Raw genomic sequence first — 24,438 nt, forward strand, 5'->3', positions numbered from 1 at the left:
TGTATTGTTTTGAGGTAAGGTGCATGAGCAAAGGAACGACCAGTCAGGATGCCCCATTCGGGACATTATTGGGCTACGCCCCAGGCGGCGTAGCAATCTACTCTTCAGATTACAGCTCCCTCGACCCACGGGACTACGACGATGATGCGGCATTTCGCAGCTATATCGACGACGAATACATGGGCCACAAATGGCAGTGCGTAGAGTTCGCACGCCGCTTTCTCTTCCTTAATTATGGCGTGGTCTTCACCGATGTAGGCATGGCCTGGGAGATCTTTTCCTTACGCTTTCTGCGCGAAGTGGTGAATGACAATATCCTGCCGTTACAGGCATTTCCGAATGGTTCGCCCCGCGCGCCGGTAGCCGGTGCTCTGCTTATCTGGCAAAAAGGCGGTGAGTTTAACGATACCGGCCATGTGGCGGTCGTCACCCAGTTGCTGGAAAACAAAATCCGTATTGCCGAACAGAACGTGCTCCATACGCCGTTGCCTCCCGGACAGCAGTGGACCCGCGAACTGGAGATGGTGGTTGAAAACGGTTGTTACACCTTGCGTGATACCTTTGACGACACCACCATCCTTGGCTGGATGATCCAGACCGATGATACCCGTGACAGCCTGCCGCAGCCGGAGATCGCCAATGACTCGCTGAAAATTGGCGGCGCGCGACTGGAAGATAACGGGCAGTTTGACGGTAAATGGCTTGATGAACAGGATCCGCTGCAGAAAGCCTACGTGCTGGCGAACGGCCACGTGATTAATCAGGATCCGCATCAGTACTTCACCATTACCGAGAGTGCAGAGCAGGAGCTGATCAAAGCCACCAACGAGCTGCACCTGATGTATCTGCACGCGACCGACAAAGTGCTGAAAGATGACAACCTGCTGGCGCTGTTCGATATCCCGAAAATCCTCTGGCCGCGTCTGCGCCTTTCCTGGCAGCGTCGTCGGCATCATATGATTACAGGACGTATGGATTTCTGTATGGATGAACGCGGACTGAAGGTGTATGAGTACAACGCCGATTCCGCATCGTGCCATACCGAAGCTGGTTTGATCCTCGAAAGATGGGCCGAGCAGGGCTATACAGGACAGGGACACAACCCAGCTGAAGGATTGATCAACGAACTGGCGGGGGCCTGGAAGCACAGCCGCGCGCGTCCTTTTGTCCACATCATGCAGGATAAAGATATAGAGGAAAACTACCACGCTCAGTTTATGCAGCAGGCGCTACGTCAGGCCGGGTTTGACAGTAAAATTCTGCGTGGCCTCGATGAGCTACGTTGGGATGACGCCGGTCAGCTGATTGACGGGGACGGTCGTCTGGTGAACTGCGTCTGGAAAACCTGGGCGTGGGAAACCGCGATTGAGCAGGTGCGAGAGGTCAGTGAAACGGAGTACGCCGCGGTACCAATTCGTACCGGGCATACGAATCAGGAAGTGCGTTTAATCGACGTGTTGCTGCGCCCGGAAGTGCTGGTCTTTGAACCTCTGTGGACGGTGATCCCTGGTAATAAAGCGATTCTGCCGATCCTGTGGCAACTGTTCCCACACCACCGCTATCTGCTTGATACTGATTTCACTGTTAATGAAGAGCTGGCGCAAACCGGTTATGCAGTGAAACCTATTGCAGGACGTTGTGGCAGCAACATCGATCTGGTGAGCCATCAGGAAGAGTTACTGGATAAAACCAGCGGTAAGTTTGCCGAGCAGAAGAACATTTATCAGCAGCTTTGGTGCCTGCCAAAAATTGCCGGTAAATATATTCAGGTTTGTACCTTCACCGTAGGCGGTAACTATGGGGGGACCTGCCTGCGCGGCGATGAGTCGCTGGTGATTAAAAAAGAGAGCGATATCGAGCCGCTGATTGTGGTGAAGGAAGAGTAATCTTTTTGCGTGTTCTTGATTGAAATGCGAAAAGCCGGAGTATATCTCCGGCTTTTTTCTGTTTGTAGTTAAATTGACGCTGATTATATATTTAAATAAGTTACATGGAATATGGATATAATTAAAATTATTACTTTAATTAATATTTTATAGCTCAAAAACATTCTTTTCATGAATGTTTTCAACGTTAATCAATTTCTTCCGCTTGTATTAGATAATATACTTTCTTGATTTTGTTTTTAGATGAATAATACTAATGTATTATTTGGTGCATTAGTGATATTGATCATGTTTTATCTCAGGTAATATGTCGGATTACGTCAGCATACTAATTATAATTGTTAATTGTCATTAACAGTCGTTGTTGACTGCCCGCAGAAATGACGATGTAAGAAACACGTTGAGCGATTGGAAAATGCTCCGTTAGGAAATGTAAAATATCGGCAGGAACCGCCGGTCTGAGAGGGACGTATGGGTGACAGTTTTCAGAATGAAGTGCCGACGGCACGCGTTAATATTAAGTTAGATTTACATACCGGAGGCGTTCAGAAAAAGGTTGAATTGCCGTTAAAACTTTTGGCTGTAGGTGATTTCAGTAATGGTAGAGAACAACGACCATTATCCGAGCGCGAAAAGGTTGATATTAATAAAAATAATTTCAATGATGTGTTAGCTAAGTTCGCACCAGTAGTAAATATGAGTGTTAAAAATACGTTAGCTGGTGATGACAGAACTGACGATATTAACCTTACCTTTAAAAATATCCGCGATTTTGAACCTGAACAGGTCGCACGAAATATCCCACAATTACGTGTTCTGTTGGCTATGCGTAACTTACTGCGCGACCTGAAATCTAACTTACTCGATAACGCTGCTTTTCGTCGCGAGCTGGAAATCATCCTCAAAAATCCAGCCCTGAGTCAGGAACTGCGTGATGAACTGGCAACCATGATGCCAGAAGAGATTTAACGTTATACAGGGTTTCCTCCGCTTAATTGGCAGGAATAGTAAAGGATCATAAAAGGAATATGTTGATGTCTGTTCAGGAACATACCTCTTCAGTCGCGACCACCACGACCAGTGAACGCAGCGTTTATCAATCCCTCTTTGACAAAATTAATCTTTCCCCGGTTTCTACATTAAAAAATGTAGATGCATGGCAGAGCGATGAAGCGCTTTCTGATGCCGCTCCGGCTGAACGCGTGACCGCCGCTATTCAGGTTCTGGTCTCTTGTCTGGCGGATGCTGCGCAGCCAGTAGAACGCCTGGATAAAACGCTGCTCGATGAGCAGATTGCTCGTCTGGATAAGCAGATTAGCGACCAGGTTAATGAAGTTATGCACCATGCTGAATTTCAAAAACAAGAATCGCTCTGGCGTGGTGTGCACTCGATGATCACCGGTATCGATTTTCGCCAAAATGTCCGTGTAGAAATGATGGATATCAGCAAGGATGCGCTGCGTGATGATTTTGACGACGCGCCGGAACTTATCCAAAGCGGGTTGTATCGCCATGTTTATATTGAAGAATATGATCAGCCTGGCGGCGAACCCATTGCGGCAATGATTTCAGCATACGAATTTGATAACAGCCCGCAGGATATTGCACTGCTGCGCAATATTTCTGGCGTGTCGGCTGCCTGTCATATGCCGTTCATTGGTTCCGTTGGGCCGAAATTCTTCCTGAAGGAAAATATGGAAGAAGTCGCAGCCATAAAAGATATCAATGATTATTTCGAACGAGCTGAATACATCAAGTGGAAAGCATTCCGTGATAGTGACGATTCACGCTATATCGGACTAACTATGCCGCGTGTACTGGGTCGCCTGCCGTATGGTCCTGATACCGTGCCGGTACGTAGTTTTAACTATGTTGAAGAAGTTAAGGGCCCGGATCATGAAAAATATCTGTGGACCAGCGCCTCTTTCTCTTTCGCTGTGAACATGGTGAAAAGTTTTATCAAGAATGGCTGGTGCGTCCAGATCCGTGGACCACAGGCGGGTGGTGCGGTTAAAGACTTGCCTATCCATCTGTACGATCTGGGGACAGGTAATCAGGTGAAGATCCCGTCTGAGGTGATGATTCCAGAAACCCGGGAGTTTGAATTCGCCAACCTCGGCTTTATTCCGCTTTCTTATTATAAGAATCGTGATTACGCCTGCTTTTTTTCTGCTAACTCGGCTCAAAAACCTGCGCTGTTTGATACAGCGGAAGCGACGGCTAACAGCCGGATTAACTCACGTCTACCGTATATCTTCCTGCTTTCCCGTATCGCTCACTACCTGAAAATCCTGCAGCGAGAAAATATAGGTACGACCAAAGATCGCCGTCTGCTTGAACTTGAACTGAACAACTGGCTGCGCAGTCTGGTAACCGAAATGACCGATCCTGGCGATGACTTGCAGGCTTCACACCCGCTTCGTGACGGGCGTGTTGTGGTGGAGGATATTGAGGATAACCCAGGCTTCTTCCGCGTGCGCCTGTATGCCATTCCGCATTTTCAGGTTGAAGGTATGGACGTCAGTTTGTCGTTAGTTTCACAAATGCCTAAGTCGAAATCTTAACGACACAATGCACAGGAGGTGCGATGAAGATCTATCGCCCGTTATGGAGCGAGGGGGCCTTTCTGGCTCCCCAGCAGTTTCAGCAACAGACACGTTGGGATGCCTATGTAGCCGACGTTGTGGCTCATATGTCACTTTCATCACCGTGGGGCGTCATCAGCGCGGAGTTTGATGAAAGTGCGCTAACGGTTTCCCGTTTGAATCCCGTTAATCTGGTTGTGCGTTTTCCTGACGGTACGTTAGTGGATACAGGTATTTCAGATAACCTGCCTCCGGCGTGTGATTTATCGCATCTTACTGGTTACAGCAGCGTTGATATCGTCCTGGCGTTGCCGCTGCTTTCGGCTAATGGCGGCAATCTTTCGTCAGGCAACGGCGTTAGCCGTCCGTGTCGCTGGCAGCAGGAATGGCTGCCAGTGCAGGATCTCTCTGGTCAGGAACGGACTGATATGGCAGTGCTGCGGCATGCTATCACCCTCAGGTATGCCCACGATGATAACAGCGCTTATCTGACCTGTCCGGTAGCTTGCCTGACTCGTAATGCTCAGGGGCAATGGGAGCTGGGACGCGATTTTTTACCGCCATCGCTTTCACTCTCAGCCAGCCCCTTATTAATCAATTCTCTCAGTGATTTGGTGCATCGTATCCAGGCCCGTTGTCGCCGTCTGATGGCCTTGCGTCGTGAAAGTAACGAACGAATGGCAGATTTTGCGGTAGCAGATGTTTCGTTGTTTTGGCTGCTAAATGCGCTTAATAGCTCAGAGCCTGTACTGAGAGAAATGCTGCAAAACCCAGGCCGTCATCCCGAACTTTTGTGGCGTGAACTGGCGCGGTTAGCGGGCAGCCTGCTGACCTTTTCATTAGAAAATGATGTCAGCGTTGTGCCGCCATACCAGCACGCAAATCCGCAGCAAGTATTCCCTCCACTGTTTGCATTGCTGGTGGAACTGCTGGAAGCCAGCCTGCCATCTCGTGTTGTCGCTATTGAGCTGACGCAGGAGAGACAGTTCTGGAATGGTGCACTGTCGGATGTTCGACTGCGTGAAGGCGCTGATTTTTACCTGTCCGTTCGTTCAGATCTCCCTGCGCATGTCCTACTGACGCAATTTCCACAGCTCTGTAAAGCGGGGAGCAGGGCAGACGTGTCTGATGTAGTCAATGTAGCACTCAGCGGAATTCCGTTAAAACCGCTGACGCATGTACCCGCAGCCATCCCGTTACGACTGGAAAATCAATACTTTGCTCTTGAGGTTAATCATCCAGCAGCTCAGGCCATGCTGGACGCTGGTAATTGCGCCTTCTATGTGCCGGGAACGCTGGGAGAGATCCAACTCGAGTTATTCGCCGTATTAAGGGATTGAAATAAATGAATAAGGATATTGATCAGGTGTTCTGGCCTACCTGGCTTGCTGTAAGCCAACTACGTGGCGGGTTGGAAGTCGACGATGGGGCTGCTTTTTATCGCCGGGCCTGCCAATGGGTTGATTCTGCGCGTAATGCATTGCGTGACCTGGGGTACAGCGAGCACAGCGTTGAACATATGCTCTACACCCAATGTGCGTTACTGGATGAAAGCGTGTTGAACCGTAACCGGCAGGATAGCGGTTATATCACCTGGCTTGCGACACCCTTACAGGCACGCTATTTCAATACCACCAATGCCGGGGAAGAACTCTGGGAGCGCATCCGTACCGTACTGCGCGAGCCCGTTCCTGATACCGCCGTATTAACCTGCTTTTATCGCGCAATCACGCTTGGTTTTGTGGGTCGCTATCGTGAGCAGGGTGATGAACGTCGTGAAGATGTTCTTGAAGCGCTGTCAACTCAGGCGATGCCTTTTAAGTTAAAACACGATTCACCAGTAATCATGCGGGCGTCCGGCTTCTCTGGCGGTAAGCGCCGCTGGTGGCTGGCATGGATTGTTGGCGTGCTGGCGTTGGGGGCTTTGTGGCTAACATTTTCTCATGTCTTACAAGGGCAGATTGCTCAGCTGATTGGGCAGGGTTAAGACATGGCCCAGTTGCGAGGGATCGTTAACTATGTGCTGGCGGCCGTACTGGCTTTGCTGTTGGTCTGGGGATTCAGCCCAGTAAGTGCGGGTATCCGGGGCGGCCTTACCGTCATTGTTTTATTGCTTTCCATTCCAGGGATCGTTTATGGCTGGCGTCTGTATGGTCGGTTGAAGCCTGAGCATTCTGCTCATGAAGTTGCGCTCCCTCCGGAGAGTTTCAGTGGGCCTGTCGTGCTGGTGTGTGGCGACAATGAGCCATTGTTTGCCGGACGTAGCGATTCTTGCGAGAGTTCGCAGGGCTGGTATTTATCTGTCCAGTCCCCGGAACATTTTATTGCTCTGGTTCGTCAGATAGCTGTGCAGCGCCCGGGGCTTCTAATGCGCGTGTCCGTGATGCTGGCATTGACCCCAGAACGGCATAAAGATGAAGATGCGCTTAAGCATATGCTACTCAGTTGGCGGCGTGTGGTAACCCAGAGTCGGCGTTGGTTATCAGGTATACCGCCGTTTTGGTTGTGCTGTTGGCTGAATTCTCCTCAATGTAATGAGACTGTACGTTGGTTTATTCGAACCCCTCAGGATGCAGAGGTGCAGTCAGCTACGGGATTAGACGACTTTGCACCTTTCTCTTCGGAAGAGCGACCGGCTCGCCACTCTCATCTAACACATGCAGTGTGGTTAGATAATTTACTGGGCTGGCTGAAGAAGGTGCAAGGCGATACCGAACGCCATGCTCCGCCTCTTTTCTCTGCTTTACGGGTTGTGTGTTTCACCTCATTAGCGGTTTACGAAAATAATCTGTGGCAACGGCATATCACTGTTCAAACAACGCTTTCTCCTGCGGCATCAGCAGCGCCCGTACTGCTGCCTTTTCCTGATTTAGCATTGCCTTTTTTATCCCGCCGCCGGGCACTGACAGCATTTCAACGAACGCTGGGCGTAAGCGGTCTGCTATGCGGCATTTTTGTCGGGCTGGCGATGACGTGCAGCTTTATCAATAACCAACATCTCATCAGGATCACAAACGATCATCTGATGTTATACCGCCATCTTACTGGCAATCCTGCCGAGCCAAAGATTCAGGCCCAGGAACAGCTTCGTCGTGATGCACAGCGGCTTGATCGCTGGTATCAGCGTGGTGAGCCCCTTTCTCTTTCAATGGGATTGTATCAGGGGATGAGATTGATCCCGCCTTTGCAGGCCGCCATCAGCGACTGGCTGCCAACTGAAAAACCGAAAGTGACCTCCCCGCATACCGTTCGACTGGACAGTATGTCGCTGTTTGATACGGGCGAATGGGCGTTAAAAGCGGGTTCAACAAAAGTACTCATTCGAGCTTTGGTCAATATCAAAGCCAAGCCCGGTTGGCTGATAGTCATCGCCGGACATACCGATGATGTGGGTGACGATAAATCTAATCAGCAGCTCTCTCTCAAACGCGCGGAATCTGTTCGCGACTGGATGCGTGATACCGGTGACGTCGCGGAGAGCTGTTTTGCTGTTCAGGGTTACGGCGAATTACGTCCCTACAAAACCAACGATACGCCGGAGGGGAGGGCTGCCAACCGCCGTGTAGAGATCAGTCTGGTACCGCAGGCTGATGCCTGTCGGGTGTCGGGCATGAAGGAACCGTCACCGCAAGGCGGTGACGCATTAACGAAGTAAAAATGGAGAAAGAGTTATGGCAATTCCAGTCTACCTTTGGCTGAAAGACGACGGCGGTGCGGATATTAAGGGCTCTGTTGATGTGAAAGACCGTGTGGGCAGTATCGAAGTAGTGGCTCAGGAACATAACCTGTACATCCCTACCGATAACAACACCGGTAAGTTGACCGGGACGCGCATCCATACCCCGTTTCTTTTCACTAAGGAAATCGATGCTTCCAGCCCGTATCTGTACAAGGCTGTAACCACTGGTCAGACCCTGCGTCAGGCAGAGTTCAAATGGTATCGCATCAATGATGCTGGTCAGGAAGTGGAATACTTCAACACCACTCTGCACAACGTGAAAGTGGTGAAAGTAAATCCTGTGATGTACGACATCAAAGATCCGGCTAAAGAGAAGCATAACCACCTGGAACAGATTGAACTGCGCTACGAGAAGATCGTCTGGACGTATAAGGATGGCAACATTATCCATTCTGACGCCTGGAACGAGCGTACCACCGCATAACGCACTAACGGATGAGGATTTCCTCATCCGTTTTTTTATGCCCTCTGCTGAGTATCCGGCGCGGGGATTTAGCAGAGAGTATCAACGTCACTATTACCTTATGGGCATTGGGTTACGGCCACGGGCGGTAGCGTGCCTGAATACAGGGAGTCAGGAAGCAAATGGAACACCAGTCAGCAGTGTTATTACGACGTCTCAACCCCTATTGTGCTCAGGCGCTTGAAGCGGCGGCATCGTTATGCCAAACGCGTGCGCATGCAGAAATCACTCCCGAACACTGGTTACTGAAGCTATTGGAACAGGGGGAGGGAGATATTACTGTCATTGCACGTCGTTATGAATGGGATATCGACAATCTCTGGCAGTCGCTGCTGGCGCATCTGGATGTTCAGCCTCGTTCCGTAAAAAGCCGCCCGCAGTTGTCTGATGTACTCCTCTCTTTAATGCAACAAGCGTGGCTGTGTGCAGCAACGGATGAAAATTCGCAGATACGTGGTGTGCATCTGCTGATGGCGCTGGTGGGAAAGCCTTCGCTACTGAAGTGTGACGGCCTGTGGCCTCTTCTGAGCGCAGGACATACTCAACTGGAACGGCTCCTGCCGCTATTAAATGTCCAGTCGGATGAACGTCCTGAAAGGCAGCAAGAGGCTGCTCTGGCGCAGTTTACCTCTGATGATGAGCCGGGTCGAAATCAGGCTCAGTCGACTTTGTCGCCCGGATTACAAGGTGTGCTCGATAAATTTACATTAGACGTGACCGCGAAAGCGCGTGCCGGGGATATCGATCCGGTATTTGGTCGTGATAATGAAATTCGGCAAATGGTGGATGTGCTATCTCGTCGTCGAAAAAACAATCCAATTCTGGTTGGGGAACCCGGCGTCGGCAAGACCGCTCTGGTGGAGGGGCTGGCGCTGCGTATTGCTGAAGGTAACGTGCCGGATAGCCTGAAAACAGTAACCTTACGTACGCTGGATCTTGGGCTGTTGCAGGCAGGTGCTGGAGTGAAAGGTGAGTTTGAGCAGCGATTAAAAAATATCATTGATGCCGTTCAGCAATCGCCAACTCCTGTTCTGCTCTTTATCGATGAAGCACACACCATCATTGGGGCCGGTAATCAGGCGGGGGGAGCTGATGCAGCCAACCTGCTAAAACCCGCTCTGGCCAGAGGTGAATTGCGAACCATCGCAGCGACCACATGGAGCGAATATAAACAGTATTTTGAGCGTGATGCTGCGCTGGAGCGGCGTTTTCAGATGGTTAAAGTGGATGAACCGGATGATGACACTGCTTGTTTAATGCTGCGTGGTCTGAAATCACGCTACGCGGAACACCATGGCGTTCACATCACCGACGAAGCGGTTAAAGCTGCTGTTCTGCTCTCTCGCCGCTATCTTACCGGGCGGCAATTACCCGATAAAGCCGTCGACCTGCTGGATACCGCAGGTGCAAGAGTGCGGATGTGCCTTGATACCGTTCCTGAACCCCTTACGCGCTTGAAGTCGGAGATCACCGCGCTTGAAATTGAAAAACAGGCGTTGCTTGCAGACCTCGCAGTAGGAAATGGTCAGCATGATGAAAGGCTGGCCAGCATTGAACAGCATGAAAATCGCCTGCTTGTCGAGCTTGATGAACTGGAAACCCAGTATGGCCAGGAAATAGCGCTCACTGAGCAACTGCTGACCAGCCGCCGTGATATTTCTCGTCAGGCGGAAACGATTGAATTGCAGCAACAGCTTAGTGTGCTTCAGCAGGGCCATCCTTTACTGTTTCCGGATGTAGACGCGCGTACAGTTGCTACGGTGATCGCCGACTGGACCGGTGTACCGTTGTCTTCACTAATGAAGGACTCCCAGACAGACTTGCTGACGCTTGAAACCCAGATGGGAAACCGCGTTGTCGGGCAGGATTACGCGCTAAATACTATCGCACAGCGGTTGCGGGCATCAAAAACAGGACTTACGCCGGAAAACGGCCCACAGGGTGTTTTTCTGCTAACTGGACCAAGCGGAACCGGGAAAACGGAGACGGCGCTGGCCCTGGCTGACAGTCTCTTTGGCGGTGAAAAGTCGCTGATCACGATTAATCTGTCTGAGTATCAGGAGTCGCACACCGTGAGCCAACTCAAGGGCTCACCTCCGGGGTATGTGGGTTATGGTCAGGGAGGGATCCTGACTGAAGCAGTGCGAAAACGCCCCTATAGCGTGGTATTGCTGGATGAAGTAGAAAAAGCGCATCGCGACGTCATAAACCTGTTTTACCAGGTATTTGACCGCGGTTTCATGCGAGATGGTGAAGGCCGAGAAATTGATTTTCGCAACACCGTTATTTTGATGACTTCCAATCTTGGCGGCGACGCTGTGATGCAGATGCTGGAAGAACAGCCGGAAACCACGGAGTCCGATCTGCACGAGCGGCTGCGCCCCCTCTTGCGCGATCATTTCCAGCCGGCGCTACTGGCTCGCTTCCAGACTATTATCTACCATCCGCTCAGTGAACCTGCGTTACGTACGATTGTACAAATGAAACTGGATCAAGTTAGACAGCGATTACTGCGTCACTACGGCATCACTACGACGATATCTGAGAACCTTTTTGATGCCCTGACAGCCGCTTGCCTGCTACCGGATACGGGGGCGAGGAATATTGATAGCCTGCTGAATCAACAAATCTTGCCAGTGCTCAGCCAGCAGTTGTTAACGTATCTTTCCCGGCAGCAAAAACCTCAGCAGCTCACTTTGAGTTGGAGTGATGAAGAGGGAATTGAATTGATAATTGATAATTGATAACGAGTGAAAAATAAAACCCAGAGATAAGACTAATGCTGGGTTTTATATTGTACTGGGATATTCGTTGCGCAACAGGACTAAATATGGATGGTGCTAAAGAGCTTGCCAAAGATATGCTCGAAGCTATTAACATTGATGATTCTGGATTTATAGCTGCTTTGACAAAAGGGCTTATATCATTTCCGGTGAGTATGGGATATCTGGCCTATGATTTTATGGATACAGAACATCACAGAGCGAATGCTGATGACAAATACAGGTTTGCCAGACTTATTAATAAAGTGGGGTTTAATAAGGAGTTGATAGGTCAGGTTGTTGGGGTTTTTATTAATGATTTTTCTTCTCGACTGGATTTTTCTTTAATGGTGGAAAAAATAGTTGGGGATAGTGCCGGAAGGATGATTTTTTCAGAGCTAACTGGCGTTAAAATTGGGTATGTTATTTCTAATCGGTTGGTCACGGCATTTTTTTCAGGTGCTTGTATAGGCTCGCTTCTTACGTTGGGAGCGGAGGTATCCAGGGCAATCTATACATCTCGCTATCTTGCTGCAAGGAGTCCTGGCCATTACCAAAAATTGAAAGATATGGGAGACCTGGATCTGCTTTATTTTCTGATAGAAGATCTTGTTTCACCTTTTGAAAAAGCAATTGAGCTTCACAATACAAATGAGGTTTTTTTTAATGAGGTTTGCCAATGTTTTCTGGATGGTCTGGGAAGTTTAGAGAAATAGTAATATATTTAATGTATTATTTTTCATATCTGATGGGTAATCTATTATGCATGTTTGGCATTGCCTTTTCTATTTGGTTTTTTTTTGTTTCTAACGATGCGTTTCGATATTTATGGGGCGCGGGAAATATTTTATTGATTGTTTTAGGGTATTTTATGATGAGATTTGGCTGGCCTCATGTGCGTAGTAATTGGGATGATTATCTGTGATTTTTTAGTTAATGGGAAATTGTGTTGGTCAGTATTATTATGGTTTTATAAGTACGTAAATATATTTAATTAAATGGAGTTAACTCTATGAATATGGAACTAACAACATCACGGCCCACGCTTAACCGCTACAGCTTAACGATTCCTTCATGCCCGCATGCACTGGATGTGGTGCGTTTTGAGGGGCTGGAGCAGTTAAGCGTTCTCTACCATTATTCTGTCCGATCTACTTGTAGTATTGAGTTTGAGTTAAGAGCTAATGATGCTGGAGTTTAATAATGAGTAAACGTAACGATATTATTGAACCTTCTGAGTGGACATCGACTCGTAAAACAGGGCTTGTTTATAGCGAAATATTGGGATGGATAGATATAGGCCATGCACAGGGAAGTGATATCAAAAACCTGATGATAGATATAAAACGAGGTGAATCAGGCTGTGATGGTTATTATGAAGTCGCTTATAGCCAAAAAATGTTTGTATACCATCGCCAGTTTGGTACAGGAAAGTTTGTTAAGTGGCGTATCAAACAAGGTTTATCTGCATGTGAGAAAAACAGCGTTGCGTTGGCCATGATGATGACGACGGCGCGCTTGTTTGAAAGTTTGCAAGCTAATTGGTGTTTTAGTTGGTATACCGACAGTGGTTTTAGCGGAGAGGATCTTACCTCTGATCTTTTAGGCTTCTACAGGGCAATTCTTCCCTCAGACTACCAGTCAAGACTAAGGTTAGTCAGTAAAGAGCGAGCACTGAATCGATGGGATTTTTATGGGCCGATAGGCAATTATAAGAATAAAGGATTTTTACCATTACTGTTTCCAGACCCGTCGGATAATTGTGCTGTTCATAAACCCTATAAAGGGAGTTTGCCTTCGTTTATGACATGGGTGCAGCCGTGGAGTGATTTCACTTCTGGTCGGGTACAAGTGATCAGCGGGGATGGCGGTTATTATTCATTTTTGTCGAGGTGAATGGTAATGAGCTACTATAAAATATTACTGGTGACTATTGCTTTGATTTCCTTGTCACCTCTTTTAATACCCTGGCCAGATAAATTAGAATATCGGGAAAGTGATTTTTTTGATTACTATTTCTACACAGATGTTGATATCAAGCAGGCCCCAAGGATCTCAAATAATTATTATTTCGAATATATTTCTCCTGAGGGAAGTACTCGGGAAACAAATCTTATTATTTTTCACGGTGGTGATGCAGAAGTTATTCGTAATTATCTAACAGGTCTTGGTTTTCATCTTTATGATTATAGTGATAATGGTAGGGAAGAGCTTTGGATATCTAGCGATAATCTTCGATTTACTTTTTCCATTGTCACAAATAAGAAAGCGGATATAGTTGTTTTAATAAAGACAATGCGTTGAGAGTAACTTTTACTTTCTGAAAATAGCTCTTTATAAAATTACAAGGGTTAAATATATGGGAATGTCCGAATCACTGGGTGGTGGGATGTCATTTATATCTGAAAATACGTTAAACCGTTATCAATTGTATATCCCTTCATGCAAGTCTGTACTGGATGTTATTAATTTTAGTGGTACGGAGGAAATGAGTTCGCTGTATCGATATGTAGTTCATTTTTCCAGCAATGATAAAGACATTGCAGCAGAGTCGATACTTAGAAAATCGACTACATTGACCATGGGAATAGGGAGGTTAAGTGAGTTAACTGCCCGAAAAGTGGTACATGGTATTGTGACATCTTTCCATCGTATAAGTGGTTCAAAAGACCAGGCAACCTATCAGTTAATCATTGAACCTTTTGTCGCGTTGTTGAAAAATCAATTTCGCACGCACCGTTTTTTTATAAATATGTCAGTTCCGGACGTTGTTAGTCAAATTTTACAGGAGCATGGTTTAAAAGACTGGGAATATAATTTTGATTTGGCAATGGAATATCCAAAACGAGAGCAAATTAATCAGTATCACGAAAGCGATCTGGTTTTTATTGAACGTTTGCTCTCTGAAGTGGGAATATTCTTCTTCTTCAGGCTTCAGCCTGATGCTGGTACTGAAGTGATCTATTTTGCTGATAAACAAAGCGCATGGAAGTTTGGCAAAACATTACCGCTGAATAGTCCCTCCGGAATGAATGACAATGGTATCGACTCAGTCTGGGATATTCAGTTCCACCAGTCTGCGGTGCAGGCATCGGTTACTGCTGGGGACTATAACCATCGTCAGGCACAGAAAATATTATTTTCTGCACAAGCCGATATGACTTACGGTGACGGTGACGGGGTGACTTACGGGGATGTTTACCACTATCGCCCGCGCCATCTTGAAACGGGTGATAAGGTATCTCCATCGCCTGAGACAGGGAATTTTTGGGCTCGTCTGGAACATGAGCGTTATCTCTCCTCACAAGCCACAATCACTGGATTATCAACCGATGTAAGCCTCAGCCCGGCTCAGGTCCTGAATATTACGGAATCCACACCTGTCCCAACGCTTCCTGCCAGTGTGTGTAACAGCTTGCTGGTTACGGCGGTTTCATTCAGCGCAAGCCGAAAGGAAGCACTACAAGTGGTGTTGATGGCGACCGTTTACAGTGAAACGCGCTGTTGGAGACCTCCACTAAAACCGCGGCCAGTGATTAGCGGCACGCTAATGGCACGTGTTTCAAGCCCGAAAAAGAATGATGAATATGCTCATTTGAATCAGAGCGGGCTTTATTGGGTTAAGTTTGATGCGGATCGTGATGATAAACAACAGGGCTACGAAAGTATGCCAGTACGCCTTGCCAAACCCTATGGCGGCGACACCTACGGTATTCACTTCCCGCTGATACAGGGCACAGAAGTGGCGGTGGCGTTCCATGAAGGGGATCCGGACCGGCCTTATATCGCCCATGCGCTGCATGACTCCCGACATCCTGACCACGTGACGGAGGCAAACCACACCCGCAACGTCATCCGCACGCCCGCCAATAACAAACTGCGCATGGAGGACAAACGGGGCGAGGAGCACATCAAGCTCAGCACTGAGTACGGCGGGAAGACGCAGCTGAACCTGGGGCATAACGTGGATGCGCAGCGCGCGATGCGGGGAGAGGGCTTTGAACTACGTACAGACCAGTGGGGAGCTATTCGGGCAGGGAAGGGGATTTTTATCAGCGCCGATCGTCAGGAATTAGCTGGAGGTTTGCAGTTAGATATGCATGAAGCAGTAGCGAACTTACAAGCTGCGCTTCAGGATGCGAAAGGTATTCATTCTGCGGCAGAAAAAGCGAAAGCAGAACTGGCTGATATCGAGAGGCAAAAAGCATTGTTGATGGAGTCTATGACAGACCTCAAGAAACAGGCTTTACTTTTTTCTGCTCCTGCCGGTATCGCTCAGGTGACTCCCGCCAGTATCCAACTCTCATCAGGTGAGAATATCATTGTAACCTCTGGAGCGGACGCGGATGTCAGTGTCGCTAAAAAATTCCGCCTTGGTGTGAAAGAAACAATAAGTCTTTTCGCTCAGTGGATGGGGATTAAAATTTTTGCCAGCAAAGGAAAAGTGGAGATACCCGTTAGGGCGAACAGATCTGTTCCTTCAGCTATATTGGTGAGTAAAACGGCATTGCTTTTTCTTTGCATCTGGTATGTATATTCCCTGATATCTATAATGTTATTCTTATCTGTTGAGAATACTCAGTGGGACAGTCATATCGAGGGATTGCATGTACCGCTCACCTGAAACATCATCCTTAAAACGCATTAACGCCATAATAGGCGCGCTACTCGGCTTTTTGGGCGCAGTTTTTATTACCTTTTTATGGGTGCAGTACAAACTGGGCGGCGGAGACGGCTGGCAGGCGTTGGGCGTTGGCATCGTTGGCGTGGCGATCGTCCCCTTGCTCACGCTGGTGGGGCTGATAGCTGGCCTGCTGGAACATCGTCGCGTATTTGGCCCGCTGCTTCGCGGGTTTGCGGCGATACTGGCGGCGATCTGCGTTGCGATTCTGGCGCAGGATAACGAAAATGAGCGGCTATATACGGTGGCGTAACATACCGGATGCTGGCGGTCACGGAACGTCGTGATATTGCGAGTGCAGCACTAACGCCGTTAGGGGGATCGGCATACTGGATATGTTCAGTATCAGCGGTGAAGCCGGACGATCGTCCTGATCGGCATGACGAAAGCTGCTGGATACCCGATAAACTTCCCGCGTGGCAACCGGGGCTGAAATTTCGGCTGACGGTCCGCTGGTTCAGAGAAGGCCATTTCTCTGATGAGGATTTTCTGGTTTCTGCCCCTGAGTATGAGAATAATAAAGAAGGTTTTTTTGTTATTTTATTCGGACGGGATAATGAAGTTTGCCTTTATACAGCCTATGGAGAGCGTAATTCTTATGATTTAAAACCCGCTTCCGGGAAGGCTTGTAGCACAATGGCTAAGTGAACGGGAATCTGCGGAGTTAAATAAAACGTCTGCGTCATAATTAAACAGTCGCCGTAAATCCTGTTATTGAAAACAATTGCACCAAAAAGGATAAAAGCAGATCTGCTGAGATCTGCTTTCCTGCGTGGCTTGTTAACAGATTCAGGCTACCTGAACCAGCCTGTCATACCGATACGGCGCAACAAACTTCTGCTGACAGGCGTCGAGCCAGTCCGACCACCACTGCATCATTTGCGTGCGTTCGTCGAGGTGCTCCGCCTTGTGAATATATGCCGCGCGAACGTTGTTGCGCTCCTGATGGCTCATCTGCCGTTCCACGGCGTCTTTCGACCAGCGCCCGGACTCAATCAACGCGCTACAGGCCATGGTGCGAAAGCCGTGACCGCACACATCCACCTTCGTGTCATAGCCCATTACCCGCAGCGCCTTGTTGATGGTGTTTTCGCTCATTGGCTTGCGCGGATCGTGATCGCCGGGAAACAGCAATTCACTGTTGCCGGACAGCAGTTTTAGCTGTTTCAGTACCGTCACCGCCTGTTTTGACAGCGGCACCAGATGCGGCGTTTTCATCTTTGCGCCACGCTCGGAATAGCGCACACCGGGGATCGGCTCACGCTGCGCCGGGATCGTCCACATTGCGCCATCCAGATCGATCTCCGTCCAGCGGGCAAAGCGCAGTTCGCTGGAGCGAATGAAGATCAGCAGGTTAAGCTGCACCGCCAGACGGGTTAACAGTCTGCCGGAATAACTTTCCAGCCTCTCCAGCAATTCCGGCATTTTTTCCAGCGGCAGGGCGGGGTAGTGGTTTTTCGGCGGCGGCGCGATGGCTCCTGTCAGATCGTTGGCAGGATTGCTGGCGATCAGACTCTCCTGTACCGCGTAGCGCATGACTGCCGTGGTGCGCTGCTGTATCCGTGCGGCGGTCTCCAGATTACCTTTTTTCTCCGCTACTCGCAGAGGGATCAACAGATCGGCAGTTTTCAGGTCGGCAACGGGGATTTTGCCGATCAGCGGGAATACATGAAGCTCCAGTGAACGCAGGATCTTGGCGGCGTGATGCTCCGTCCAGCGGATATTGCCCGCCAGCCACTTGCGGGCGACCTCCTCAAAGGTATTACCGCTTTTCTTCGCCTGCTTCTCCTGCTGCTTCTTCACCCCCGGATCGTCGCCCGCGCTGAGTACGGCTCTGGTTTCTTCACGCAGTTTACGTGCATTCGCCAGCGTAACAGTCGGGTAAGGGCCAAACGCCAGCTTCTTCTCCTTGCCGCCAAAGCGGTACTTGAGTTGCCAGAGTTTAGAGCCGTTGGGTTTAATCAGCAGGTACAGGCCCTGCGCGTCGCTGAGCTTGTAAGGTTTATTGAGCGGCTTTGCGTTGCGAATGGCGGTATCGGTGAGAGGCATTGGGGGCTCCGTAGTTTATCGAACCAACAGGCCCCCAATTAAGCCCCCAAAAACGACGGATGTCAAAAAACCTGACGGAACTTTTCAGTACCATCAGGTTTCTTTAACTGACTGATTTTATAACGTTTCAGGACTTATAGGAACGCCATGAAACTAAATTTTGGTGCCCGGACTCGGAATCGAACCAAGGACACGGGGATTTTCAATCCCCTGCTCTACCGACTGAGCTATCCGGGCAACGAGGCGCATTAAACCCGATTCACTTCGCTTCGTCAACGAAATTTCTTCAAATCAATGCAGACTGCACAATCTATCACCACATTGCTGCTAATGCACGCATTCTCAGCCAAAAAATGCCGTCCAGGCGGCGGAAAGCGGCATTGCCAGCAGCAGGGCTGGAAGCATATTCACAACCGCAAACATCTTAATGCCGCAAATACGCAAACCGGTTGCCAGCAGCAATAGACCGCCTACGGCGCTGAAATCGGCCATCATAGCTGGCGTCGTCAGGGGTAAAATCAGTGCTGCACAGGTGGCAAGCGTTAGCTGGATTGCCAGCATCGGCATGCAAATGGCGGATACCGCGATTCCCAGCGAACAGGCAAAAATGATGGCCGTGAAGAAATCCAAAAATGACTTGGCGATTAAAATATTCGGGTCGCCTGTCATCCCTTCATGTATCGCACCGAAGATCCCGGTACCGCTGGCGCAAAACAGCACGATGATAGCCACATAGCTTTGAATAAAGGATTCGTGCGTAACGTTGGCGTCCGAGCGGGTGAAAAGCTGCTGCGCTTTGGCTACCGCAGCATTGATCCCTTTTTCGAGATGACAAAACTCGCCAATTAATGCGCCGACGAGTGTTGCCAAAACCATCACCGGTAGATTGGCGCATTTGATAACCAGCAAGATACCAATCCCTAACGAGGCCAGCCCGAAAATAGAGGTCATGGAGACCCGAATGCGTTCTGGTATATGCTGGCTGAGCAGCGCGCCGAGAATGCCACCAAATAAAATAGCGCTGGCATTAATAAAGGGTCCGATTACCACATTTGCTCCTGCATACCCATCATCGTCTTGATACTAAAGGCAATTAGCTGGGTGAAATTATGTTTCAGATTGCATTATTATGCCGCAACTTTCAGACGAAATGCTTGCTGATCTGTAAGGTTTTCGCGCAAGATTTTATCTTGCGCCTGTAATTGAAAGGTGCCATGATTGCGCGAAATTTCTCCTGTCTGAATGGGGCTGCCTGGGATGATATTACTCCCCCTACATCGCCTTCAACATCGCCTTTTTGCGCGACGTTTGCCCCTTCCCGCGACTTATCTTTACGCTCCCACCATGCGGTGAGGGCAGCGCACGCTCACTGCAGGATAACAGTAAAATCAGAGGCTATCTGCTTTTACTGATGTCTGGCGGTCGGGGCTGGTAACCAGTTTGACCTGTCATTTCGTGGGCAAAGCCATGCGGCGTTGTCCGGGACTTTTGATTTTCCCGAAACGGGTTATTGCGCTTATGAAATCAATGAAAATTGCCGCCAGTAGTGAACTGGTTTCTTGTCTGTCCAGCCATCGTCAGGTGGTGTCGCTGGACAGTACCGATTTTACTGACGTTGCGGCAGTCGTCATTACCGTTGCGGACAGCCGCAGTGGGATCCTGGCTTTGCTGAAACGCACCGGTTTTCATCTACCTGTGTTTCTGTTCGCAGAGTCTGATGTTGATGTGCCTGCGGGCGTTAATGCGGTAATTCGCGGTCAGGCTCAGGACTGGCTGGAGCTGGAATCTGCTGCCTGTCAGTATGAGGAAGATTTGCTGCCGCCGTTCTATGACACGCTTACCCAGTATGTCGAAATGGGGAACAGCACGTTTGCCTGCCCGGGACACCAACACGGTGAGTTTTTTAAGAAGCATCCTGCGGGCCGACATTTCTATGAGTTCTTTGGTGAGAATCTGTTTCGCGCGGATATGTGCAATGCTGACGTTAAGCTTGGCGATCTGTTGATTCATGAAGGATCAGCGAAACATGCGCAGAAATTTGCCGCGAAAGTTTTCCACGCGGATAAAACCTACTTTGTGCTGAATGGGACCTCTGCGGCCAATAAAGTGGTCACCAATGCGCTGCTGACGCGCGGCGATCTGGTGCTGTTTGACCGCAATAATCATAAATCGAACCACCACGGGGCGCTGATCCAGGCGGGTGCTACGCCGGTTTATCTGGAAGCGGCGCGTAATCCGTTTGGCTTTATTGGCGGCATTGATGAGCACTGCTTTGATGAGGAGTATCTGCGCCAGCAACTTCGAGAAGTTGCGCCGCAAAAGGCTGATCAACCGCGCCCGTTCCGTCTGGCGATCATTCAGTTGGGTACCTATGACGGTACGATCTACAACGCCCGGCAGGTGATCGACAAGATCGGTCACCTGTGCGATTACATCCTGTTTGATTCCGCATGGGTCGGTTACGAGCAATTTATCCCGATGATGGCCGATGGGTCGCCGCTGCTGCTAGAGCTCAATGCTAACGATCCGGGGATCTTTGTCACTCAGTCGGTACACAAACAGCAGGCCGGATTCTCGCAAACCTCGCAGATCCATAAAAAGGATAACCATATTCGCGGCCAGGCGCGGTTCTGCCCGCATAAGCGTCTGAACAATGCGTTTATGCTGCATGCTTCCACCAGCCCGTTTTACCCGCTGTTTGCGGCGCTGGACGTTAACGCCAAAATCCATGAAGGCGAGAGCGGCCGTCGGCTATGGGCGGAATGTGTGATGCTGGGGATCGAGGCCCGCAAAGCGATTATTACCCGCTGTAAGCTGCTTCAACCGTTTATTCCTCCGATAGTGGATGGCAAACCGTGGGAAAGCTATCCGACACAGGTGATTGCCAGCGAGCGTCGCTTCTTTAGCTTTGAACCTGGTGCTAAATGGCATGGTTTTTCTGGATATGCACGCGACCAGTATTTTGTCGATCCCTGCAAACTGCTGTTAACCACTCCGGGCATTGATGCGCAAACCGGGCAATATACTGAGTTTGGTATTCCGGCGACGATTTTGGCGCATTATCTGCGTGAAAACGGTATCGTGCCGGAGAAATGCGACCTTAACTCGATTCTGTTCCTGCTGACCCCGGCAGAAAGCGCTGAGAAACTGGCGCAACTGGTCGCGATGCTGGCGCAGTTTGAACAACATATTGAAGACGATACGCCGCTGGCAAACGTGCTGCCCACCATCTTCAACAAGTATCCGGTACGTTACCGGGATTACACGCTGCGTGAACTGTGTCAGGAGATGCACTCACTGTACGTCAGCTTTGATGTGAAAGATCTGCAAAAAGCGATGTTCCGTCAGGAGAGTTTACCTACCGTGGCGATGAACCCGCAGGATGCTAACAGCGCCTTTATCCGCGGTGATGTTGAACTGGTGCGTATTTGTGATGCCGCTGGTCGCATTGCGGCAGAAGGCGCGCTGCCTTATCCTCCGGGCGTCCTGTGCGTGGTACCGGGCGAAGTATGGGGCGGGGCGGTGCAACGTTACTTCCTGGCATTGGAAGAGGGCATAAACCTGCTGCCGGGCTTCTCGCCGGAGCTGCAAGGGGTTTACAGTGAAACGGATGCAGACGGTATTAAACGTCTGTATGGATATGTTCTGAAGTAAGCGTCATCTGACCAAATAGGGCCACTATCAGGTGACCCTATTTAATCAATAAAGATTAGTGCGCGATAGTCTGGGCGCCTGCCGGAACGCGTACGTGTTTGTATTTAAACAGCGCAACGAAGGCAAAAGCCAGAACCAGCGAGTAACCTGCGAAGATCAGCCACACGGTCTGCCAATCGGTAATACCGTTCAGCGTATAGTGTTCAACTACTTTACCGCTCACCAGACCGCCCAGAATACAACCGAAGCCGTTGGTCATCATCAGGAACATGCCTTGTGCGCTGGCGCGGATTTCAGGGCGAACTTCTTTCTCTACAAACACGGAGCCAGAGATGTTGAAGAAGTCGAAGGCGCAGCCGTAAACAATCATCGACAGAACCAGCAGCACGGTACCGAACGGTGTTGGATCGCCGTAGGCAAACAGGCCAAAGCGCAGCATCCACGCCACGATACTGATAAGCATCACGTTCTTAATACCGTAACGGCTTAAGAAGAACGGGATGGTCAGGATAAACAGCGTCTCGGAGATCTGCGAAATCGACATCATCACTGACGCGTGTTCAACGATGAAGCTGCCGGAGAACAGCGGATTGTTATCGAAGCTGTGCAGGAAGGTATTACCGAACATATTGGTAATTTGCAGCTCTGCGCCCAGCATCATAGAGAAGATGAAGAAAATCGCCATACGCTTGTTTTTAAATAGCGCGAAGGCATCCAGGCCCAACATGGAAGACCAGCTCTGGTTTTTCTGCTGATTGGCGACCGGGATATGCGGCAGCGTCAGGGTAAACAGCGCCAATACGACGGACAGCGTCGCGCCGATATACAGCTGCATATGGCTCAGTTCAAAGCCGGAGAAGCTTACCGCCCACATCGCCAGAATAAAGCCGATGGTGCCCCAGATACGGATTGGCGGGAAGTCTGTAACAATATCCATCCCGGCTGATTGCAGGCGATAGTAAGAGATGGTGTTGATTAACCCCAACGTTGGCATATAGGCCAGGGAGTTAAGCAAGATCACAAAGAACATGGCGCCTGGCGTGGTGACTTCCGCTGCGGCGAACAGCGTTGCTGCGCCGACCAGGTGACAAATGGTGTACACCCATTTCGCACTGATCCATTTGTCAGCCACGATCCCTAACAGCGTAGGCATAAACACGGCGGCGATCCCCAGCGAGCTGTACACCGCGCCAATGGATGCACCATCAAATTTAAGGGTGACAAACATATAGGAGCCGAGGGTAGTGAGCCAACTACCCCATAAGCAGAACTGCAGAAACGAGAGAACTTTCAGCTGCAGCTTAAGATTCATGTTAATTTCCTCACACCGTAATGCGGATGAATGTTTTAAAAGGCACATTTGCCGTGGCTATATGATGTGATTCTATCAACGAGAGGCACTCTTTTTTTGTTACCTGTGACAAATATTTGCAAACAATTTCGGATTGCAAAGCAAAAGAGTGATGGAGTTAACGTTTTTCCCTCTTCAGGCCCCCGTTTTAGGGGGCAAGAGAGGGATACATTAGCGGCGACGATATGATTTTTGTGCGGAATTGACCTTGTAAAGATATCGGCGTGATTCAGCAGATGGGTGTCGGGTGGTCAGCGTTTGATAAACGTCCCCAGGGGACATGCTGTTAATGATGTTTGCGGCCTGTATTTTATCGTTCGAGAACACGCGCAGCACGCTGCCCGCGCCGCCGTTATACGCGGTGATCACCGCATAGCGACGCGAGGTCGGATTATCAATGCCGCCCAAATAGACATTATTCAGCATTGCCAGATAGGCAGTACCGGTATCAATGTTGCTGGCCGGGTCAAACAAGAAGCTACGGCTTGGCGTGCCTGAGCGCCCCTGCGAACGGAACACATCTTTTCCGGCGCTGTGTTGTACCACCTGCATGAGTCCCAGCGCATCGGCATGGCTGACCGCATACGGGTTAAACGAGGATTCGGTTTGCATGATGGCCAGAATCAGTGACTCGTCGACGCCATACTTACGTGAAGCCTGACGTACCATGCCGACGTATTTATGCGCGCGCTTATCAAGGTGGTTCGGGACCAGATTGATCGTCACGCTATAGATGATACGCAAGCCATTGCTGCGCTTTTTCAGTCGCGTTTGTAGCAGGTAGTTGGCAAAATTGGTTGCACGTCCCTCCCAACGAATAGGCTGGCCGGTATTATCGACTACCTGCCCGTACAGGAACGGCTCTTTGGAAATCTTAATGTCGTCGACATCGGAATAGAGGTCGATAGAACCCGGATCATCACCCATCAGCAACGTCTTGATAATCGCTAGACGCAGATGTCCGGCTGGATCTGTCCCGGCAATGGTCTCGACGGTTATCGTACCGTCATCAAAATTGATATGGCTGCGGGTTTGATACTGATCGGTATACTTTACGTAGTCCTTCGGACCCGCAATCAGCACTTCCTTAAATCCCCACAGATTCTCAATGTTATGGGCAAATTGCCCCATCAGAATATCAAAACCGTTGGTATCCTTGACCCAGGCTTCGTTATAGGAATCGCCTTTTTTGGTCGAACTGGAACAGGAGATGAGCAACGGCGCGATAACGGCAAGCGCGAGAAATTTTTTCATCATTCCGGGAGTGC

General features: G+C 49.5%; 20 protein-coding genes and 1 tRNA gene. 16 read left to right on the plus strand and 5 right to left on the minus strand.

Annotated elements, in window-relative coordinates:
* Positions 1-23: 23 nt before the first annotated feature.
* From gss to O6D90_RS03775, 15 genes are all read left to right on the plus strand, one after another.
* Positions 24-1,886, plus strand: a complete 1,863-nt coding sequence (gene gss / locus O6D90_RS03705; protein WP_016154486.1) for a bifunctional glutathionylspermidine amidase/synthase — start codon at positions 24-26, stop codon at positions 1,884-1,886.
* Between the two features lie 471 nt (positions 1,887-2,357).
* On the plus strand, positions 2,358-2,855 hold the full coding sequence (gene tssB / locus O6D90_RS03710) for a type VI secretion system contractile sheath small subunit (RefSeq protein ID WP_016157465.1): 498 nt from the start codon (positions 2,358-2,360) through the stop codon (positions 2,853-2,855).
* A 65-nt stretch (positions 2,856-2,920) separates the two neighbouring features.
* A complete protein-coding gene (tssC, locus tag O6D90_RS03715; RefSeq protein WP_016157464.1) occupies positions 2,921-4,450 on the plus strand; it encodes a type VI secretion system contractile sheath large subunit in 1,530 nt (509 codons plus the stop codon).
* Between the two features lie 23 nt (positions 4,451-4,473).
* A complete protein-coding gene (gene tssK, locus O6D90_RS03720; protein WP_016157463.1) occupies positions 4,474-5,811 on the plus strand; it encodes a type VI secretion system baseplate subunit TssK in 1,338 nt (445 codons plus the stop codon).
* A gap of 5 nt (positions 5,812-5,816) precedes the next feature.
* Complete coding sequence (gene tssL / locus O6D90_RS03725) at positions 5,817-6,458, plus strand: type VI secretion system protein TssL, short form (RefSeq protein WP_016157462.1); 642 nt, start codon at positions 5,817-5,819, stop codon at positions 6,456-6,458.
* Positions 6,459-6,461: 3 nt separating this feature from the next.
* Entirely contained in the window at positions 6,462-8,126 is a 1,665-nt protein-coding gene (locus O6D90_RS03730; protein WP_016157461.1) for an OmpA family protein, read from the plus strand.
* Positions 8,127-8,142: 16 nt separating this feature from the next.
* Entirely contained in the window at positions 8,143-8,634 is a 492-nt protein-coding gene (gene tssD, locus O6D90_RS03735) for a type VI secretion system tube protein TssD (RefSeq protein WP_003024437.1), read from the plus strand.
* Between the two features lie 161 nt (positions 8,635-8,795).
* Positions 8,796-11,417 carry a type VI secretion system ATPase TssH gene (gene tssH, locus O6D90_RS03740; RefSeq protein ID WP_218731568.1) on the plus strand — a complete coding sequence of 874 codons (2,622 nt, stop codon included), beginning with the start codon at positions 8,796-8,798 and terminating at the stop codon, positions 11,415-11,417.
* Between the two features lie 86 nt (positions 11,418-11,503).
* A complete protein-coding gene (locus O6D90_RS03745) occupies positions 11,504-12,151 on the plus strand; it encodes a hypothetical protein (protein WP_016157459.1) in 648 nt (215 codons plus the stop codon).
* Positions 12,152-12,447: 296 nt separating this feature from the next.
* Positions 12,448-12,636: a hypothetical protein gene (locus O6D90_RS03750; protein WP_016157457.1), complete on the plus strand. Its 189-nt coding sequence runs from the start codon at positions 12,448-12,450 to the stop codon at positions 12,634-12,636.
* Between the two features lie 2 nt (positions 12,637-12,638).
* Complete coding sequence (locus O6D90_RS03755) at positions 12,639-13,331, plus strand: hypothetical protein (RefSeq protein WP_016157456.1); 693 nt, start codon at positions 12,639-12,641, stop codon at positions 13,329-13,331.
* Between the two features lie 6 nt (positions 13,332-13,337).
* Positions 13,338-13,739 carry a hypothetical protein gene (locus tag O6D90_RS03760; protein ID WP_016157455.1) on the plus strand — a complete coding sequence of 134 codons (402 nt, stop codon included), beginning with the start codon at positions 13,338-13,340 and terminating at the stop codon, positions 13,737-13,739.
* A gap of 55 nt (positions 13,740-13,794) precedes the next feature.
* Positions 13,795-16,059 (plus strand): type VI secretion system Vgr family protein, encoded by a 2,265-nt coding sequence (locus O6D90_RS03765; protein WP_016157454.1) that lies wholly within the window; start codon positions 13,795-13,797, stop codon positions 16,057-16,059.
* Positions 16,043-16,369, plus strand: a complete 327-nt coding sequence (locus O6D90_RS03770) for a hypothetical protein (RefSeq protein WP_016157453.1) — start codon at positions 16,043-16,045, stop codon at positions 16,367-16,369. Before O6D90_RS03765 ends, O6D90_RS03770 begins: the two co-directional genes overlap by 17 nt.
* Positions 16,370-16,377: 8 nt before the next feature.
* A complete protein-coding gene (locus O6D90_RS03775) occupies positions 16,378-16,764 on the plus strand; it encodes a hypothetical protein (RefSeq protein ID WP_146111733.1) in 387 nt (128 codons plus the stop codon).
* A gap of 141 nt (positions 16,765-16,905) precedes the next feature.
* Here O6D90_RS03775 and O6D90_RS03780 read toward each other — a convergent pair whose 3' ends face one another.
* From O6D90_RS03780 to O6D90_RS03790, 3 genes are all read right to left on the minus strand, one after another.
* Positions 16,906-18,165, minus strand: a complete 1,260-nt coding sequence (locus O6D90_RS03780) for a tyrosine-type recombinase/integrase (RefSeq protein WP_016157452.1) — start codon at positions 18,163-18,165, stop codon at positions 16,906-16,908.
* Positions 18,166-18,326: 161 nt separating this feature from the next.
* Positions 18,327-18,402 (minus strand) — tRNA-Phe (locus O6D90_RS03785).
* A 105-nt stretch (positions 18,403-18,507) separates the two neighbouring features.
* Positions 18,508-19,215, minus strand: coding sequence for a DUF554 domain-containing protein (locus tag O6D90_RS03790; RefSeq protein ID WP_016157451.1), 708 nt, complete (start codon positions 19,213-19,215; stop codon positions 18,508-18,510).
* A gap of 468 nt (positions 19,216-19,683) precedes the next feature.
* On the opposite strand from O6D90_RS03790, the gene O6D90_RS03795 reads away from it, so the two are divergent.
* On the plus strand, positions 19,684-21,819 hold the full coding sequence (locus tag O6D90_RS03795; protein WP_016157450.1) for an ornithine decarboxylase: 2,136 nt from the start codon (positions 19,684-19,686) through the stop codon (positions 21,817-21,819).
* Between the two features lie 55 nt (positions 21,820-21,874).
* On the opposite strand, the gene O6D90_RS03800 is transcribed toward O6D90_RS03795, so the two are convergent.
* Both O6D90_RS03800 and mltC read right to left on the minus strand, forming a co-directional pair.
* Positions 21,875-23,131: a nucleoside permease gene (locus O6D90_RS03800; RefSeq protein ID WP_016157449.1), complete on the minus strand. Its 1,257-nt coding sequence runs from the start codon at positions 23,129-23,131 to the stop codon at positions 21,875-21,877.
* A 210-nt stretch (positions 23,132-23,341) separates the two neighbouring features.
* Positions 23,342-24,427: a membrane-bound lytic murein transglycosylase MltC gene (mltC, locus tag O6D90_RS03805; protein ID WP_016154410.1), complete on the minus strand. Its 1,086-nt coding sequence runs from the start codon at positions 24,425-24,427 to the stop codon at positions 23,342-23,344.
* Between the last annotated feature and the right edge of the window lie 11 nt (positions 24,428-24,438).

Origin of the sequence: Citrobacter sp. 21OH12SH02A-Citro (assembly GCF_027919895.1) — a bacterium.
Classification (GTDB): domain Bacteria; phylum Pseudomonadota; class Gammaproteobacteria; order Enterobacterales; family Enterobacteriaceae; genus Citrobacter; species Citrobacter braakii.

Coding starts and splice junctions, on each gene's coding strand:
- gss (WP_016154486.1), top strand. CDS start 24: ATGAGCAAAGGAACGACCAGTCAGGATGCCCCATTCGGGACATTATTG.
- tssB (WP_016157465.1), top strand. CDS start 2,358: ATGGGTGACAGTTTTCAGAATGAAGTGCCGACGGCACGCGTTAATATT.
- tssC (WP_016157464.1), top strand. CDS start 2,921: ATGTCTGTTCAGGAACATACCTCTTCAGTCGCGACCACCACGACCAGT.
- tssK (WP_016157463.1), top strand. CDS start 4,474: ATGAAGATCTATCGCCCGTTATGGAGCGAGGGGGCCTTTCTGGCTCCC.
- tssL (WP_016157462.1), top strand. CDS start 5,817: ATGAATAAGGATATTGATCAGGTGTTCTGGCCTACCTGGCTTGCTGTA.
- O6D90_RS03730 (WP_016157461.1), top strand. CDS start 6,462: ATGGCCCAGTTGCGAGGGATCGTTAACTATGTGCTGGCGGCCGTACTG.
- tssD (WP_003024437.1), top strand. CDS start 8,143: ATGGCAATTCCAGTCTACCTTTGGCTGAAAGACGACGGCGGTGCGGAT.
- tssH (WP_218731568.1), top strand. CDS start 8,796: ATGGAACACCAGTCAGCAGTGTTATTACGACGTCTCAACCCCTATTGT.
- O6D90_RS03745 (WP_016157459.1), top strand. CDS start 11,504: ATGGATGGTGCTAAAGAGCTTGCCAAAGATATGCTCGAAGCTATTAAC.
- O6D90_RS03750 (WP_016157457.1), top strand. CDS start 12,448: ATGAATATGGAACTAACAACATCACGGCCCACGCTTAACCGCTACAGC.
- O6D90_RS03755 (WP_016157456.1), top strand. CDS start 12,639: ATGAGTAAACGTAACGATATTATTGAACCTTCTGAGTGGACATCGACT.
- O6D90_RS03760 (WP_016157455.1), top strand. CDS start 13,338: ATGAGCTACTATAAAATATTACTGGTGACTATTGCTTTGATTTCCTTG.
- O6D90_RS03765 (WP_016157454.1), top strand. CDS start 13,795: ATGGGAATGTCCGAATCACTGGGTGGTGGGATGTCATTTATATCTGAA.
- O6D90_RS03770 (WP_016157453.1), top strand. CDS start 16,043: ATGTACCGCTCACCTGAAACATCATCCTTAAAACGCATTAACGCCATA.
- O6D90_RS03775 (WP_146111733.1), top strand. CDS start 16,378: ATGCTGGCGGTCACGGAACGTCGTGATATTGCGAGTGCAGCACTAACG.
- O6D90_RS03780 (WP_016157452.1), bottom strand. CDS start 18,165: ATGCCTCTCACCGATACCGCCATTCGCAACGCAAAGCCGCTCAATAAA.
- O6D90_RS03795 (WP_016157450.1), top strand. CDS start 19,684: ATGAAATCAATGAAAATTGCCGCCAGTAGTGAACTGGTTTCTTGTCTG.
- O6D90_RS03800 (WP_016157449.1), bottom strand. CDS start 23,131: ATGAATCTTAAGCTGCAGCTGAAAGTTCTCTCGTTTCTGCAGTTCTGC.
- mltC (WP_016154410.1), bottom strand. CDS start 24,427: ATGATGAAAAAATTTCTCGCGCTTGCCGTTATCGCGCCGTTGCTCATC.